This window comes from Streptomyces sp. NPDC093111 (assembly GCF_040683955.1).
Taxonomy (GTDB): domain Bacteria; phylum Actinomycetota; class Actinomycetes; order Streptomycetales; family Streptomycetaceae; genus Streptomyces.
This window is the reverse complement of sequence record NZ_JBFBNW010000001.1, coordinates 176566-191674: the sequence shown is the minus strand read 5'-3', so window position 1 is coordinate 191674 and position 15109 is coordinate 176566. Positions and strand designations below refer to the sequence as shown.

The window sequence follows — 15109 nt, the reverse complement described above, 5'->3', positions numbered from 1 at the left end:
TCAGCCGACGAAGTACCCGGCGACGTCGGCCACCACGTCCACGTACCCCGCCCGGTTGTACAGCGTCACGGCACCGGACGAGCCCGTCGGGACGACCGCGAGGTTCGGCACCGTCTGCCCGGGCACCACGTTCACGTTCGACACGTCGGGGCGGGCCGTGCCGTTCGGATACGCGGACACGAAGGTGGCGGCCGACGCGTTCGTCGCCGTCAGGTTCACGACGACGGCCGACGCTCCCGCCGGGACCCCCGCGTGGCCCGTGACGCCCAGCCCGAACTGCTCGCCCGGCCCCAACCGCCTCGGCGGGTCGCCGACCGTACCGGCCCGGGTGTCGAACAGGCGCGTCGGCGTCAGCGGCTGGAACAGCGCCCCGTCCCCGGCGGTCGAGTAGTAGCCGGCCACGTCGGCCAGCAGGTCGACCGTGCCCGCGTGGTTGTAGAACGTCACCTTGCCGTCGACGACGGGCACCGTCACCAGGTTGGGCACCGTCCGGCCGGCCGTCGCGTTCAGGTTGGACGCGCTGGTCCGGACCGTCCCCGACGGGTAGGCCGAGACGAACGTCGAGGCCGTCACGTTGGTCGCCGTCACGTTCATCACGACCGCCGCGACCCCGGACGCGGGCACCCCGTTGCGCCCGGTGACCTGGAGCGTCACCGTGCCCGCCGCGCCGACCTTGGCCTTGCGGACACCGGTCCCGCTCCGGGTGTCCATCGCCCGCGCGGGTGCCAGCGGCTTGTAGCGGGCGCCCTCGGCGTCGTCGGTGTAGTAGCCGGCCACGTCGGCGAGCAGATCGACGTCACCGCCCTTGTTGTAGAAGCCGATCCGCCCGGCGCCGACCGGCACCACCACCAGGTTGGAGACGGCCCGGCCGGGCACGACGTTCAGGTTCGAGGCGCTGGTGCGGGCCGCGGTGGCCGGGTGCACGGACACGAAGGTCGACCTGGTCGCGTTGACCGCCGTCACGTTGAGCACGACCGCGGACACCCCGGTCGCGGGCACCCCGCCCTGCCCCGCGACCTGCAACGTCACCGTTCCGTCCGGCCCGACCCGCGCCTTCGGGACGCCGAGCCCCGACCGGGTGTCCATCACCCGGGCCGGCGTCAGCGGCCGGTACGCGCCGGCCGCGCCCGTCACCTCCAGCTCGCCGGACTCCCGCGCCGCCGGGCCCCCGGCGCCGACGGGCGTGGCAGTGAAGGTCCAGGTGTAGGTGCCGTTCGGCACGCGCACCCCGGCCTCGTCCCGGCCGTCCCACCCGACGGCGACGCTGCCCCGGGCGTCGTCGCCCGTGAGCACCCGGACGGCCTTCCCCGTCGCCTTCTCGGCCAGCTCGACCCGCCACGACACGGCGGGCGCGGACACCCACCAGGCACCTTGCCAGGGCGTGCGCCGGTCGCTGTGCCAGCCCGGCTCCGTGAACCGGTCGATGATCTCCGGCGCGCGGTCCGCCGGGCCCCGCAGGGCGACGACGTGGAGGTTCTGCCCGGTGTCGAGGTAGGCGAGGGAGTCGGACGACTCGTCGATGTCCAGGGCCAACGGCGAGAGCGCCGCGAGCCGTGTGCTCAGGGTCTCGACGACGGCGGTGCCGGAGCGCACGTCGACGACGCGCAGCTCGCTCGCCTCCCACGCGGCGGTGTCGACGTCCACGACGACGAACCCCCGGCCCAGGTAGGTGCTGTACGCGTTCGCTCCGATCAGCCCGGTCAGGGAGACTCGCCGCTTGGTCGCGAGGTCGACGACGACGCTCCCGGGCATGCCGTAGCGGCAGTGGACCATCGCCCAGCCGTCGGCCACCTGGAACCGTTCGACGGTGCAGGTGGTTCCCGTGTCCACCGGCTCGGACACCGCGCCCGAGACCAGGTCGAGCGACGTGATCCGGGAGCCCTTCAGCATCCACAGCGTGTCACCCCGCAAGGCGGCCGCGGTGAGCCCGGAATCCGCCCACGTCCACACCGTCCGGCCCGTCTCGAAGTCGAAGACGAAGCGGGTGCCCCCCTTCGTCTTGGCGAGGAGGTAACGGCCCGAGCTGCCCAGCCACTCGTCCGGCCGCAGGTCCCTCGGGCCGAGCCGCCACACCTTCGGGGCGGCGCCGGTGCGCGGGTCCGCCACCCGGACCACCATGACGCAGCCGCGGCAGCCCACGGAGTCCTCGGTCTCGACCGTGACCCTCCGGTCGTCGCCGAGGTAGTGACCGCCCTCCGGGCACCGAGTGGAGCCGTCCGGCACCTTGCAGGACCACAGCGGCTCCTCGTCCATCGTGAGCGGTGCCGTCGGCGAGAGCCGGCGCGCGATGGACGTGCCGCCGGTGCCGGCGTTCTCCACGTACGCCACCTCCCGCTGGTGGATCGCCACGTGGCTCCGCTTCGCCGGAACCGGCGCGATGCCGTGGACGAGCCGCGCGCGCGGCCGGCCGTCCGGGCCGAGCTCGATCCGCTGGAGGCCCCAGTGCGCGGAGTCGGCGCCGCCGGTCGCGTAGACGCCGCCGTCGGTCCCGGTGGCCAGGGTCGCCGCCGCGCGCGGCAGCACGGGCGTCGTCTCACCGCTCGTCAGGTGCACGGCGCGGATTCCGGCGCACGCGACGACCAGCCAGTCGCCGAGCGTCTGGACCGCCCGCGGGTTCTCCGAGCACGAGGTGGGCACCTCGCGGATGGTCGTGCCGTCCGCGCGGGACACGAGACGGACCGGACTGCGCCAGTCCGCCTCGAAGTGGACGAGCCAGTCCGGTGTCAGCGCGTGCAGCGGATAGGACGGCTCGGTGGCGGGACCGGCCGTGGGGCGGAACGCGGACGCGGCGAAGTCGACCAGACCGTAGGCGTACCGGGTGCCGTCCCAGTACCGCAGGAAGGCGCTGTTCGCGTCCTGCCCGAGCAGGGCGGGCTGCCGGACCATCCGGACCGGCACGGCGACCTCGGTGTCGGCCGGGGCTCCGGCGCCGACCCCGAGGAGGTGCAGGCGCACCGCCGAACCGTCGGCGTCCGGTACGGCGGTCAGAACCCGGTCCGCGGTGTGCGCGCCGAACGTCGTGTGCCCCTCGGGGAGATCCCGTTCGCGCACCGCACCGGTGGCCAGGTCGCGGATCACGTACAGCGACGCGGCGCCGCAGCCGTCACTGTCGCCGTTGGCGAACGGAGCGGTCGCCCACGGGCAGTCGGGGGCGGCGACCGAGGTGCCGGACGCGGGGTTCCACCACTGCCGGCCGCCGCGCTCGGACCACCACTGCACGCCCGTACCCGCGCCGAGCACCTTGGTGTCGGGCGGCGTCACGTGCGGGGACGCCGGGATGGTCAGCTCCTCGGCGACCACGGACGCGGCCGGAGCGGCCGGAGCGGCCTGGGCTGCCGAAGCGGGCGGTGGTGGCGGTTCGGCCGCCGCCGCCCGCCCGCCGGACAGCACGCCCGAGACGCCCAGGGCCGCCGCGAGCCCGAAGGCGACGGCGGCCCTGGGCGGCCCGAACCACGATGAGACAAGACGCGCCACGAAGGGCCCTCCCCGGAAGATGAGCACGAGGGGCGGACGCTCTTCGGTACCGGGCCCCCCGGCCCCGCCCCTCGTCCTTGATCCCCTCGACAAGTGGCCCGACTCTAACAGCGGCGCGTCAGCAGTCGACGTCCGTCGCCGGTCGCTCGCCCGTCAGCAGGAAGCGGGTCACCGTGCGGTCGCCGCAGGCGTTGCCGTTGCCGAGGTACATGCCGTGGCCGCCGTGGTCGACGGAGACCAGCCGGGCCTTCGCGCCCAGTGCCTCGCGCATCTTGAGGCCGGCCGAGTGCGGGGTGGCCGGGTCGCGCAGGCTCTGGATCATGAGGATGTTGGAGGGGCCCTCGTCGGTGATGCGGGTGGGCTTCTCGACGGGGCCGCCCTTCCAGAAGGAGCAGGGCGTGATGTTGGCCGGCATGCCCGCCGTCAGGGGGTACGCGGCCCGGTCGGCGACGACGGCCCGCTCGTACGAGCGGACGGAACCCCGCCACTTCACGTCGTTGCAGATCACGCCGACCGTGACGGCCGCGTCGGAGCCGGGCATCGGGCCGGACAGGGCGGGCGGGAGCACCGGCGTCCCGGCCGGCGTCCCGGCCGGTGCGGCGGCCTGCTGGATCAGTCGGGCCAGGCCCTCGAACTGGGAGTCCGAGTACAGCGCCATCTGGAGCGCCTGCCGCAGCAGGTTGCCCGTGAGCGGCACGCCCGCCGTCGTCGACGGCTTCGGCTCCCGGTCCAGCCGGGCCGCGAGATCCAGGACCAGCGGGCGGACGTCCTCGGCGCGGTCGGCGAGCCGCAGCCCGTCCTTCGCCCGGTCCGGGTGCGCGGCCCACGCGGCGAAGTCGGGGAACCGGTCCTCGGCGCCGCGCGCCATCCCCCGCAGCCAGCCCTGGGCGACGGTGCGCGGGTTCGGGTCGGCGCTGCTGTCGAGGACCAGCCGGTCGGTGCGGTGCGGGAACTTCTGCGCGTACTGCGCGGTGACGTACGTGCCGTACGAGACCCCCCACACCGACACCTTCTCCTCGCCGAGCGCCGCCCGCAGCCGGTCCAGGTCCCGCACCTGGTTGGCGGTGGTGAGGCTGCGCAGCTCGGCGCCGCCGTTGCGGGCGCATGCCTCCGCGGTACGGCGGGAGCGCTCGACCGACGCGTCGATGGAGCCGTCGGCGGCGGGCCAGCTGCGCAGGTTCACCAGCCGCCGGTCGTCGTCCGCGAGCCCGCAGTCCGCCTTCATGCTGCCGCCGACCCCGCGCGGGTCGAACGCCACCAGGTCGTACGCGCCGCCCAGCTCCTTCCCGAGCGCCTCCCCCTTCGCCGACAGGCGCTGCACCCCCGACCCGCCGGGCCCGCCGGGCACCACCAGCAGGACGCCGCGGCGCGCCTCGGGCCGGTCGCTGAGGATCCGGGACACGGCGAGCGGGACCCGGCGCCCGTCGGGCTCGGCGTAGTCGAGCGGTACGGACAGCGTGGCGCACTCCTGCCGGAGACCGGCGGGGCCGCACTTCTGCCAGTCGAGAGCAGGGGCGGAGGAGCCGGCCGCACCCGCCGCGGGGGCGGTGAGGGCGGCGGAGGCGAGGGCGAGAGCGAGGGCGATTCCTGCGGAAGTGGTCATGCAGGAAGCTTCGTTGACCACGCGTCAGCTCCCCATCCGGCAGGCACGCGGGTGCGGGGTGGGGGTAGCCCCCGGCCCACGGGGGGCGGGAGGCGGGAGGTCCGCAGGGGGAAAGCGGGTGGCCAGGACGGGTCCGGCGGGAGATCATCCCCGCCATGACCTCAGACCGGACCACCACCACCGCCACCGCCCCCACTCCTTCCCCCACCCCGTCCGTCGACGCCGCCGCCTCGGGCACGTGGACGCTCGGTGACCTGCCCGTCCGCCGCATCGGCTTCGGCACCATGCGGCTGCCGCAGACCGGTGCCGCGCTCGTCGAGGACACCGTGCCCCGTGACCGGGCGCAGGCGATCGCGGTGCTGCGCAAGGCGGTCGACCTCGGGGTCAACCACATGGATACCGCCGCGTTCTACTTCTCGCGCCTGCGCTCCGCGAACGAGCTCCTCAACAGGGCGCTCGCCGGGCCGTCCGGCCGCTACCCCGACGACCTCGTCATCGCGACGAAGGTCGGCCCCGCGCGCGACGCGTCCGGCGCCTGGACCGAGCCCGCCCGCACCCCGGCGGCCCTGCGCGCCCAGGTCGAGGAGAACCTGCGCCAGCTCGGCCGCGACCACCTCGACGTGGTCAACCTCCGGGTCCTCGGCACCGACTCCGTCGCCGAACGCTTCGGCGCCCTCGCCGACCTGCGCGAGGCCGGCCTCATCCGCCACCTCGGCGTCTCGAACGTCACGCCCGAGCAGCTCGAAGAGGCGCGGGGGATAGCGCCCGTGGTGTGCGTGCAGAACATGTACGGGATCGGGGTACGCCCGGAGTACGCGGAGTTCGTGCGCCACTGCGGCGAGCAGGGCATCGCGTTCGTGCCGTTCTACTCGATCGCCGCGGCCGGCCGCGAAGGCGGCACGACGGCCGCGCCGGAGCCGGCGGAGATCCTCGCCGTGGCCCGCGAGCACGACGCGACCCCGGCCCAGATCCGCCTCGCCTGGACCCTCCACCAGGGCCCCCACCTGCTCGCCATCCCCGGCACCGGCGACCTCGGCCACCTGACGGCCAACGTGGCGGCGGGCGCGCTGCGGCTGACGGACGAGGACCTGACCCGCCTGGCGAAGGCGCACGCCCCGACCGGCCCGTGACGGCGCCCCCGTACCCGTACGCCTCCCCGCCCCCCACCCCCTGACCGGCCGAAACCCACCCCCCGGGCCCTACACTCCGGCCCCATGACCTCTGCGACGACCACGCCCGCCCTCGTCTCCGACCTGGCACCGACCGGCACCCTGCGCGCCTCCATCAACCTCGGCAACCCGGTCCTGGCCCAGGGCACCCCGGACGCCCCCGCCGGCATCACCGTGGACCTGGCCCGCGAGATCGGCGCCCGGCTCGGCGTACCGGTGGAGCTGCTCTGCTTCGACGCGGCGCGCAAGTCGTACGAGGCGATGGCGACCGGCCGCGCCGACCTCTGCTTCCTCGCCGTCGAGCCGGCGCGGGAGGCGGAGGTCGCGTTCACGGCCCCGTACGTCGTCATCGAGGGCGTGTACGCGGTGCCGCGCGACTCCGCCCTGACGAGCCCCGAGGAGGTGGACGCCCCGGGCGTCCGCATCGGCGTGAAAACGGGCTCCGCGTACGACCTCTACCTCACCCGCACCCTGCGCCACGCGGAACTGGTGCGCGGCGAGGAGGGCGTCGACACCTTCGCGGCGCAGGGCCTGGAAGCGGGCGCGGGCATCCGCCAGCCGATGACCGCGTACGCGGCGGCCCACCCCGAGGTCCGCCTCCTCGACCCCCGCTTCATGCGGATCCGCCAGGCCGTGGGCACCCCGGTCACCCGCTCCGCCGAGACGGTCGCGTTCCTCCGCGCCACCGTCGAGGAACTGAAGACGAACGGCTTCGTGACGGCGTCCCTGAAGCGCGCGGGCCAGGACACGGGGCTGCTGGCGGGCCCGGAGGCGGGCTGAGGCGGGCTAAGGGCGGTCTAATCCGATGGCGGGCCGGTCGCGGCGCCTCCTACGCTGCGCCCATGGGCCATGCCAAGACCTCGTTCGTCTGTCTGCCGTGCCGGGCGTCGTACAAGCAGGCGTACCTCGACATCACCCGGGAGCGGCTCTGTCCGCGCTGCGCGCGGGTGATGATCCACGCCGGCTCCGCGTTCGCGCCGCCCCGGCGGCATGACGCGGCGGCGTGGCGGGTGCTGTCGGTCCTGCTCAACGCGGGCATCGGTTTCCACAAGAGCTGCTGCGGCGGCCCCGGTTGGCGCCCCCGCACGCTTCGCGAGGTGAAGGCGCGCGCCGGGTACGCCCGGCGCACCGGTGAGCCCATGGCCCGTGCCCTGCTGCGTTACGAGCTGCCCGCGCCCTGAGGCCCCGCGCCGCCACCCGCCCGCCCCCCGGCCACCCGCCCGTACATCACCATGTCCCGCCGCACCCCGCCCACCTCCTGCCACCCGCGCAGCACGCCCTCCCGTACGAACCCGGCCCGTTCGGCCGTGCGGGCCGAGGGGGTGTTCCAGGGTTCGACGAGGAGTTGGAGGCGGGGGACGTGGAGTTCGGTGGTGGCCCAGGTGGTGAGGGTGGTGAGGGCGTGGGTGGCGGTGCCGTTGCCCCGGGCGTGGGGGGCCAGCCAGTAGCCGAGGGTCGCGCGGCCTTCGGGGAGGTCGCGGAGCCAGAGGCCGATGGTGCCGAGGGGGCGGGCGTCGGCGGTGCGGACGATGACGAAGGGGTAGCCGGCGCCGGTGTGCGCGCGGGCCCACTGGCGGCGCACGAAGGACTCGCCCGCCGCGCGCGACCAGACCGGCGGGACGGTCGTGATCAGCGGGATGTACGGGTCGTCCGACGCCTCGCGGACCAGCGGCAGGTCCGCGAGCTCCCAGGGGCGCAGCAGCAGCCCGTCCGCCGTCAGCCTCGGGACCTCCAGGGCGGTCACATCCTGCGGAGGTGGTCGGCGAGCCGGTCGTACTGCTCCCTCACCCCCGCCTCCATGCCCGCGGCCAGCGCCTGGTCCCTGATCTCCGTGGACGGCCAGAAGGACGTACTGGTCAGCGCGGTGCCGCCGTCGGGGGTGGCGTCGAAGGCGAGGACGACGCGGACCGGCTCGGCGTCCGGCATCTGCTCGAAACGCTCCGAGTAGACGAGCCGCTCGGCCGGGACGATCTCCTCGTACGCGCCCGAGAAGACGATCTCCTGGCCGTCCGGGGTCCGCTGGCCCCAGCGCCACGCGCCGCCCGGCCGCAGGTCGATGTCGCAGACGGACATGGTCAGCCCCGCCACCCCGTACCAGGCCCGTACGTGCTCGGTCCGCGTCCAGGCCTCCCACACCCGGCTCACGGGCGCCTCGAAGGTGCGGGTGATGACCAGCTCGCGTTCCGCCGGTGTCGTCAGCAGCGTGATCATCGCGCTCTCCCGTCCGACCGCGCCCGGGGGCCACTGCCTGAGGGCGCCGGGCTCTCCTCTCAGGATGCCCCGGCCGGACTCCGGCGGCGAACAGGTAATCCGGTGAACGCGTTCAACGGGCAGGCGCTATGGTGCTTGCACGCGGCCCGCGATCATCACCGTCATCACGATGGTCACGCGTGAGCAAGCGCCGCGTCTTTTCTGACCTGTGGGGGGTCTTTCATGCGCTCGAAGCGCACCCTGCCGCATGCCCTGGTGCGTGCGGCGACCGTTTTCGCCCTGTCGGCGGGGGTGGCACTGCCCGCCGTCGTCACGGCCCCGGCCGCGTACGCGGAGACCGTCAGCCAGACGACGACCCTGGACGACGGCCGGCTGACCATCGGCGGTCTGCCGAACAACGCGCTCTGGATCAAGGTGAGCGTGCTCGCCTCCGGCGCCCCGGACGCCGCCGTCCTCGCCTCGACGGACGAGCTCTCGCCGAGGACCTACTACTCCTGGACCACCGACGCGCCGATCCGGCTCCCCGAGGGCACCGCCTTCGGGGACTACCCGCTCGCCGTCGAGTACCGGCTGCCCGGCGGCACCGTGCAGCGCTGGACCGGCGGCTCCTTCGGCTACCGGCTGCACACCGGCGTCTCGACCGCCTCCTTCGACCGCGCGACCACCAGCTTCGACAGCCGGAACGTCGTCCTGTCCGGCAAGGCCACCACCTGGAACCCGGCCACGGACACCACCGGCCCGGCCGCCGAGGGCACCCCGGTCAAGGTCACGCTGAACCTGCGGGACGCCTACTCCCGGCCCCTGTCCAAGAGCGTCACGGTCACCACCACGGCGGACGGCACCTTCACGATGCCCTTCGTCGCGGACGAGGAGATCGCCGGCGGCACGGCCGAGGTCGTGGCCGCGTCCGGCGACGTCGACCCGGTGGAGGCGAGCAGGCTGCCCGCCGTGGGCGTGGACAAGCTGAAGTACCGGGTCACCTCGGACACCGACCGGTTCCGCGTCGCCGCCGGCACGGACGTCAAGGTCACGGGCCGGGTGGAGCGCCTGACCGAGGGCGGCTGGAAGAGCTTCGGCGGCATCCCGGTGGTCACCGGCGGCTCCGAGCCGTACCCGTACACCAAGCCGGTCACCGCGCTCGGCAGCGGCACCACGACCGCCGACGGCTCCTTCTCGTACTCCCTGCGCGCCCAGTACTCGACCGGCCCCCGGCTGTACACGATGCCGAAGCCGTCGGTGTACTACGCCACGCAGACCACCTACCTGTACGACACCGCCGACATCGCGGTGCCGCAGCAGTTCACGTACACCAACGCCACCATGACGCTGGACGAGTACGGCTGGGTGAAGGCCCGCGGACGGCTCGGCTCCGGATCCGGGTACTGCGACATCAAGCCCGACTGGGTCGCCCTCCAGGTCTCCCTGGACAACGGACGCACCTTCCGCACCCTGAAGTCCGGCTACGTCGACACCGGTTGCTGGTACGACTTCGGCACCTGGGGCTACGTCAACGCGGTCTACCGGATCTACCACCCGGAGAGCGACCGCTACGTCCCCAAGAACACCCTGAACGTCCGCCTGTCCCGCATCCCCACCCGGATCGTCAACGTCACCTACGGCCCCACCCGGCCCACGGTCAACGGCAAGCTCACGGTCAAGGGTGTCGTGCAGCAGCAGGTCAACGGCGTCTGGAAGGCCATGCCCGGCGCGCGGCTGACCCTGTACGTCAAGCCGAAGGGCGACCCGAACTGGTACTGGGCGACCAAGAACATCGCCACCAGCTCCACCGGCGCGTTCACCGTCACCACCACCACCTACGGCGACGGCACCTGGGGCCTGGGACTCCAGTCCAAGGCCGGCTACTTCTACAGCGAGTCGAGGAACTTCTATGTCGATGCGCGCTGACCTCCGCCGGCTCTCCGCCGTCTCCCTCGTCACGGCGCTCGCCCTGGGCGCCGGGGCGGCCCCCGCCCTCGCCGACGAGCCCGCCCCCGCCACCGTGGGCGTCGGCCGCGCCACGACCGTCGACGCCCAGCGCGGCACCTTCCGGGTGACCACCTGGACCGACGCGCCGCAGGCCACCGTCACCGCGGTGTCCGCGAGGATCCGGCAGGGCGACACCGTCCTCGCCGAACTGCCCTCGCTCGTCCGGGACCCCTCGGACACGAACGTGTTCGCGCTGCCCGTGGAGTCCACGCTCAAGCTCACCGAGGACGGCGGCACCCTCCCGGCGCTCGGCAGGTACGCGATCGACGTGACGGCCACCGACTCGCTCGGCAACACCGTCACCCGGACCGGCGCGGGCACGCTCGACTTCACCCTGCGCCCGCTGCTGACCGGCTTCGACGTCGGCGTCTCCACCTGGGCCGACCCGAACATCCACGCCAAGGGCACCCTGCTCGGCGTCCAGCCCGGCTCCGGCGACCGGGTCCCGCTGCCCCGCCGCACGGTCTCCTTCGGCCCCGGCTGGAGCGTCGGCACCCCGACCGGATCCGCCGTCACGGACTCCTCCGGCGCCTTCGCCGCCGACCCGGTCCCCGCCGTGCGCACCACCTGGTACGCGGCCGAGTTCAGCGAGAACAGCGACGAGGTGCACGGCTCCACGTCGAGCATCGACTCCTCCGACGTGCGGGTCCGGACGATGGCGCTCTCCGTCACCGCCGACAAGACGCGCGCGGTGAACGGCGAGACCGTCACCCTCACCGGCCGGGTCACCGACCCGGTGGACGGCACGCCGGTCGCCGACGAGCCGCTGGAGGCGTTCCTGAACGGCGGTTTCCACAAGACCGTTCGCTCCGACGCCGACGGCCGGTTCACCGTACGGCTCGTCGCCGCCCCCGGCGCCCCCACGGACTCGGGCTGGGGCTCCGCCGGCTGGACCGTCTCCGGTACGAGCCTGTTCCAGACCGGCCTGTACGCGAACGGCCCGCTCGCCATGCCGGCGGACACCCGCACGACGCTCACGGCCTACCGGCTCGGCGGCGACGGACGGCTCACCGCGTACGGCCAGTTCCGTGTCCCGTACCAGACCATGACGACGTACACGACGCAGACGGTGCTCCTGGAGCAGTCCCCGAACGGGCAGACCGGGTGGAAGAAGGTCGCCTCGACCGCCTTCACCGCCGAGGTCCGCAAGTCCTTCGGCATCGGCGTCGCCACCAGGGGCGGCTGGTTCCGGCTCCGCTCCGTCGGCACGCAGGAGCACGCCGAGTCCGTCAGCCGCACCTTCCACGTGACCCGCACCTCCACCCGCGTCCTGGCGGTGGACGCGACGCCGGAGCCGATCCGCAAGGGCGGCGTGGTCACGGTGCGCGGCACGGTGCAGCACGACCAGGGCGGCTGGAAGCCGCTGGCCAACCAGCCGGTGCAGCTGCGGTTCGCCGCGTGGGGCTCGAAGACGTGGAAGACCGTCGCCTGGGGCCGCACCAACGCCGCGGGCCAGACGGCCCTGAAGGCGCGGACCTCGGTGGACGGCACGTACACCCTCGTCTACGTCGGTGACGCCTCGCACTTCGACTCGGCCGGCAAGGGCGACTTCGTCGACGTCCGCTGACCGGCGGAACCGGACACGACTGAAGGGCGGCACCCCCTGGGGGGTGCCGCCCTTCGGCGTGGAACTGAGGTCGATCCCGATCACCGGACGGAGTCCGGTGCAGCGTCCCGAAGCCTGACCGGCCGCCTGCGGCCGGTCAGTGCGAGGGGCGCGTCGAGAGGATCAGACTCAGAAGTCCATGTCACCGCCCGGCATGCCGCCGCCGGCCGGCGCGGACGACTTCTCCGGCTTGTCGGCGATGACGGCCTCGGTGGTGAGGAACAGGGCCGCGATGGACGCCGCGTTCTGCAGCGCGGAGCGGGTGACCTTCGCCGGGTCGATGATGCCCTCGGCGATCATGTCGACGTACTCACCGGTCGCGGCGTTCAGGCCGTGGCCGACGGGGAGGTTGCGCACCTTCTCGACGACGACGCCACCCTCGAGACCACCGTTGACGGCGATCTGCTTGAGCGGGGCCTCCAGGGCCAGCTTGACGGCGTTGGCACCGGTGGCCTCGTCGCCGTCCAGCTCCAGCTTCTCGAAGACCGCGGAGGCCTGCAGCAGGGCGACGCCGCCACCGGCGACGATGCCCTCCTCGACGGCCGCCTTCGCGTTGCGAACGGCGTCCTCGATGCGGTGCTTGCGCTCCTTGAGCTCGACCTCGGTCGCGGCACCGGCCTTGATGACGGCCACGCCGCCGGCCAGCTTCGCGAGGCGCTCCTGGAGCTTCTCGCGGTCGTAGTCCGAGTCGCTGTTCTCGATCTCGGCGCGGATCTGGTTCACGCGACCGGCGACCTGCTCGCTGTCACCGGCACCGTCGACGATGGTGGTCTCGTCCTTGGTGATGACGACCTTGCGGGCGCGGCCCAGCAGGTCGAGGCCCGCGTTCTCCAGCTTGAGGCCGACCTCCTCGGAGATGACCGTGCCGCCGGTGAGGATGGCGATGTCGTTCAGCATGGCCTTGCGACGGTCGCCGAAGCCCGGGGCCTTGACGGCGACGGACTTGAAGGTGCCGCGGATCTTGTTGACGACCAGCGTCGACAGGGCCTCGCCCTCGACGTCCTCGGCGATGATCAGCAGCGGCTTGCCCGACTGCATGACCTTCTCCAGGAGCGGGAGCAGGTCCTTCACGGAGGAGATCTTGGAGTTGACGATCAGGATGTACGGGTCATCCAGGGCCGCCTCCATGCGCTCCATGTCGGTCGCGAAGTACGCCGAGATGTAGCCCTTGTCGAAGCGCATGCCCTCGGTGAGCTCGAGCTCGAGCCCGAAGGTCTGCGACTCCTCGACGGTGATGACGCCTTCCTTGCCGACCTTGTCCATCGCCTCGGCGATGAGCTCGCCGATCTGGGTGTCGGCGGCGGAGATGGAGGCCGTGGAAGCGATCTGCTCCTTGGTCTCGACATCCTTCGCCTGCTCGAGGAGGGCGCCGGAGACGGCCTCGACGGCCTTCTCGATGCCGCGCTTGAGGGCCATCGGGTTGGCACCGGCGGCCACGTTGCGCAGGCCCTCGCGGACGAGCGCCTGGGCGAGGACGGTGGCGGTGGTCGTACCGTCGCCGGCGACGTCGTCCGTCTTCTTGGCGACTTCCTTGACCAGCTCGGCGCCGATCTTCTCGTACGGGTCCTCGAGCTCGATCTCCTTGGCGATGGAGACACCATCGTTGGTGATCGTGGGGGCGCCCCACTTCTTCTCGAGGACGACGTTGCGGCCCTTGGGGCCGAGGGTGACCTTGACGGCGTCAGCGAGCTGGTTCATGCCGCGCTCGAGACCGCGCCGGGCCTCCTCGTCGAACGCGATGATCTTGGCCATGTGAAGTGGTCCTCCCGGACATGGGGTGGATAACGCTCCTGGACCGCGCCGACGCCCGCGACGGACGGCCTGCGAGCCCTGTGGTTCCTTGCCCCACCTGGCCGCGGGCCTCGTCTGCCCGATCCTCGATTAAGCACTCTCACCTTCAGAGTGCTAACGCCAATGATTAGCACTCGCCCCATGCGAGTGCAAGCGACTACCGAGGATCGGTCACCCCTGGGAGCACGAGCCGGGCGCACACGCCGGGCGCACATGACGCCCCACGGCGCCCCGACCGGCGCCGCGCACCGCGCCCGACAGGGCGCCGGACATGACGAGGGGCCCGCATCCGGTCTGGATGCGGGCCCCTCGACGGAAGTGCGTCGGTGGCCGATCGCGCCGCGCTCAGGCAGAGGCGGCGAGCTTGACCATGTCCGCCTGCGGGCCCTTCTGACCCTGCGAGATCTCGAACTCGACCCGCTGTCCTTCTTCAAGGGTGCGGTAGCCGTCCATCTGGATCGCGCTGTAGTGGACGAAAACATCCGCACCACCGTCGACCGCGATGAAGCCGTAGCCCTTCTCCGCGTTGAACCACTTGACGGTGCCCTGAGCCATGCCTAACTCCCCTATTACTGGCCCTTGCGCGGGGCCGCACTTCGCGGACCCGGGTCAGACCCTGCGCCGGAACGCGTCGACCGCCGCTGAATGTATCTGCCCAACTGCCCTCTGCAACAGGTCAATCGGACGAGAATTCTGGGCAGCCGTGAAAGGCGAATTGGGGAGATTCCCTTGAATTCCGGGTCAAGTCGGGCCGGGCAAAGCGCGCAGAAGGTGCACAAGACACGGGCGCTTTGGCTGCTTCTTGTCGTGCACGGGCGCATTCTCATATGCGCCTGGCATGGGCAGCGGAGGGGACTTCCCCAACTCTACCCCGCTCAACCATGCAGAATTGCCCCCTCCGCTTCTTCTCGCGGAAGGGGCAATTCAGGTAAGACGGGTACCGCGGGTAAGCGCGGGTAAGACCGGCCGATCCGGACGGTTCAGCAGCCGCCGGCGACGGCCGGGATGATGGAGACGCCGGCGCCGTCCGGCGTCACGGTCTCCAGGCCCTGCTCGAAGCGCACGTCGTCGTCGTTGACGTACACGTTGACGAAGCGGCGCAGCTTGCCCTGGTCGTCCAGGACGCGGGCGGCGATGCCCGCGTGGTTCTTCTCCAGGTCGGCGATGACCTCGGCGAGGGTCCCGCCCTCGGCCTTCACCTCGGACTGGCCGCCCGTGTAGGTGCGGAGGATGGTGGGGATGCGGACGTTGACGGCCATGGGGTTCACG

12 protein-coding genes are annotated in these 15109 nt (G+C 72.7%); 5 read left to right on the top strand and 7 right to left on the bottom strand.

Annotated features, from left to right (window positions below; genetic code table 11):
* On the bottom strand, nt 1-3474 hold the full coding sequence (locus AB0Q96_RS00835) for a FlgD immunoglobulin-like domain containing protein (protein WP_365320870.1): 3474 nt from the start codon (nt 3472-3474) through the stop codon (nt 1-3).
* A gap of 118 nt (nt 3475-3592) precedes the next feature.
* Nucleotides 3593-5077 (bottom strand): alpha/beta hydrolase, encoded by a 1485-nt coding sequence (locus AB0Q96_RS00830; RefSeq protein WP_365320869.1) that lies wholly within the window; start codon nt 5075-5077, stop codon nt 3593-3595.
* Between the two features lie 155 nt (nt 5078-5232).
* Here AB0Q96_RS00830 and AB0Q96_RS00825 point away from each other — a divergent pair, with 155 nt between their 5' ends.
* The 3 genes from AB0Q96_RS00825 (at nt 5233) to AB0Q96_RS00815 (ending at nt 7427) form a co-directional block, all read left to right on the top strand.
* The gene (locus AB0Q96_RS00825; protein ID WP_365320868.1) at nt 5233-6207 is read left to right on the top strand and encodes an aldo/keto reductase; all 975 of its coding nucleotides are present in this window, start codon (nt 5233-5235) and stop codon (nt 6205-6207) included.
* An 84-nt stretch (nt 6208-6291) separates the two neighbouring features.
* Entirely contained in the window at nt 6292-7026 is a 735-nt protein-coding gene (locus AB0Q96_RS00820; protein ID WP_365320867.1) for a transporter substrate-binding domain-containing protein, read from the top strand.
* A gap of 62 nt (nt 7027-7088) precedes the next feature.
* Nucleotides 7089-7427, top strand: coding sequence for a deoxyxylulose-5-phosphate synthase (locus AB0Q96_RS00815; protein WP_365320866.1), 339 nt, complete (start codon nt 7089-7091; stop codon nt 7425-7427).
* Here the strand turns inward: AB0Q96_RS00815 and AB0Q96_RS00810 are convergent.
* Nucleotides 7406-7990, bottom strand: coding sequence for a GNAT family protein (locus AB0Q96_RS00810; protein WP_365320865.1), 585 nt, complete (start codon nt 7988-7990; stop codon nt 7406-7408). The genes AB0Q96_RS00815 and AB0Q96_RS00810 overlap by 22 nt on opposite strands.
* Nucleotides 7987-8457 (bottom strand): SRPBCC domain-containing protein, encoded by a 471-nt coding sequence (locus AB0Q96_RS00805; protein WP_365320864.1) that lies wholly within the window; start codon nt 8455-8457, stop codon nt 7987-7989. Before AB0Q96_RS00805 ends, AB0Q96_RS00810 begins: the two co-directional genes overlap by 4 nt.
* A gap of 222 nt (nt 8458-8679) precedes the next feature.
* Between AB0Q96_RS00805 and AB0Q96_RS00800 the strand changes: the two genes are divergently transcribed.
* Nucleotides 8680-10362 carry a hypothetical protein gene (locus tag AB0Q96_RS00800; RefSeq protein ID WP_365320863.1) on the top strand — a complete coding sequence of 561 codons (1683 nt, stop codon included), beginning with the start codon at nt 8680-8682 and terminating at the stop codon, nt 10360-10362.
* On the top strand, nt 10352-12010 hold the full coding sequence (locus AB0Q96_RS00795) for a hypothetical protein (protein WP_365320862.1): 1659 nt from the start codon (nt 10352-10354) through the stop codon (nt 12008-12010). The genes AB0Q96_RS00800 and AB0Q96_RS00795 overlap by 11 nt, the downstream gene beginning before the upstream one ends.
* Before the next feature lie 168 nt (nt 12011-12178).
* Here the strand turns inward: AB0Q96_RS00795 and groL are convergent, their stop codons facing one another.
* The 3 genes from groL to AB0Q96_RS00780 form a co-directional block, all read right to left on the bottom strand.
* Nucleotides 12179-13801: a chaperonin GroEL gene (gene groL, locus AB0Q96_RS00790; protein WP_365320861.1), complete on the bottom strand. Its 1623-nt coding sequence runs from the start codon at nt 13799-13801 to the stop codon at nt 12179-12181.
* A gap of 384 nt (nt 13802-14185) precedes the next feature.
* Entirely contained in the window at nt 14186-14395 is a 210-nt protein-coding gene (locus AB0Q96_RS00785; protein ID WP_265867325.1) for a cold-shock protein, read from the bottom strand.
* A 425-nt stretch (nt 14396-14820) separates the two neighbouring features.
* Nucleotides 14821-15099, bottom strand: coding sequence for a MoaD/ThiS family protein (locus tag AB0Q96_RS00780; protein WP_365320860.1), 279 nt, complete (start codon nt 15097-15099; stop codon nt 14821-14823).
* Nucleotides 15100-15109 lie beyond the last annotated feature (10 nt).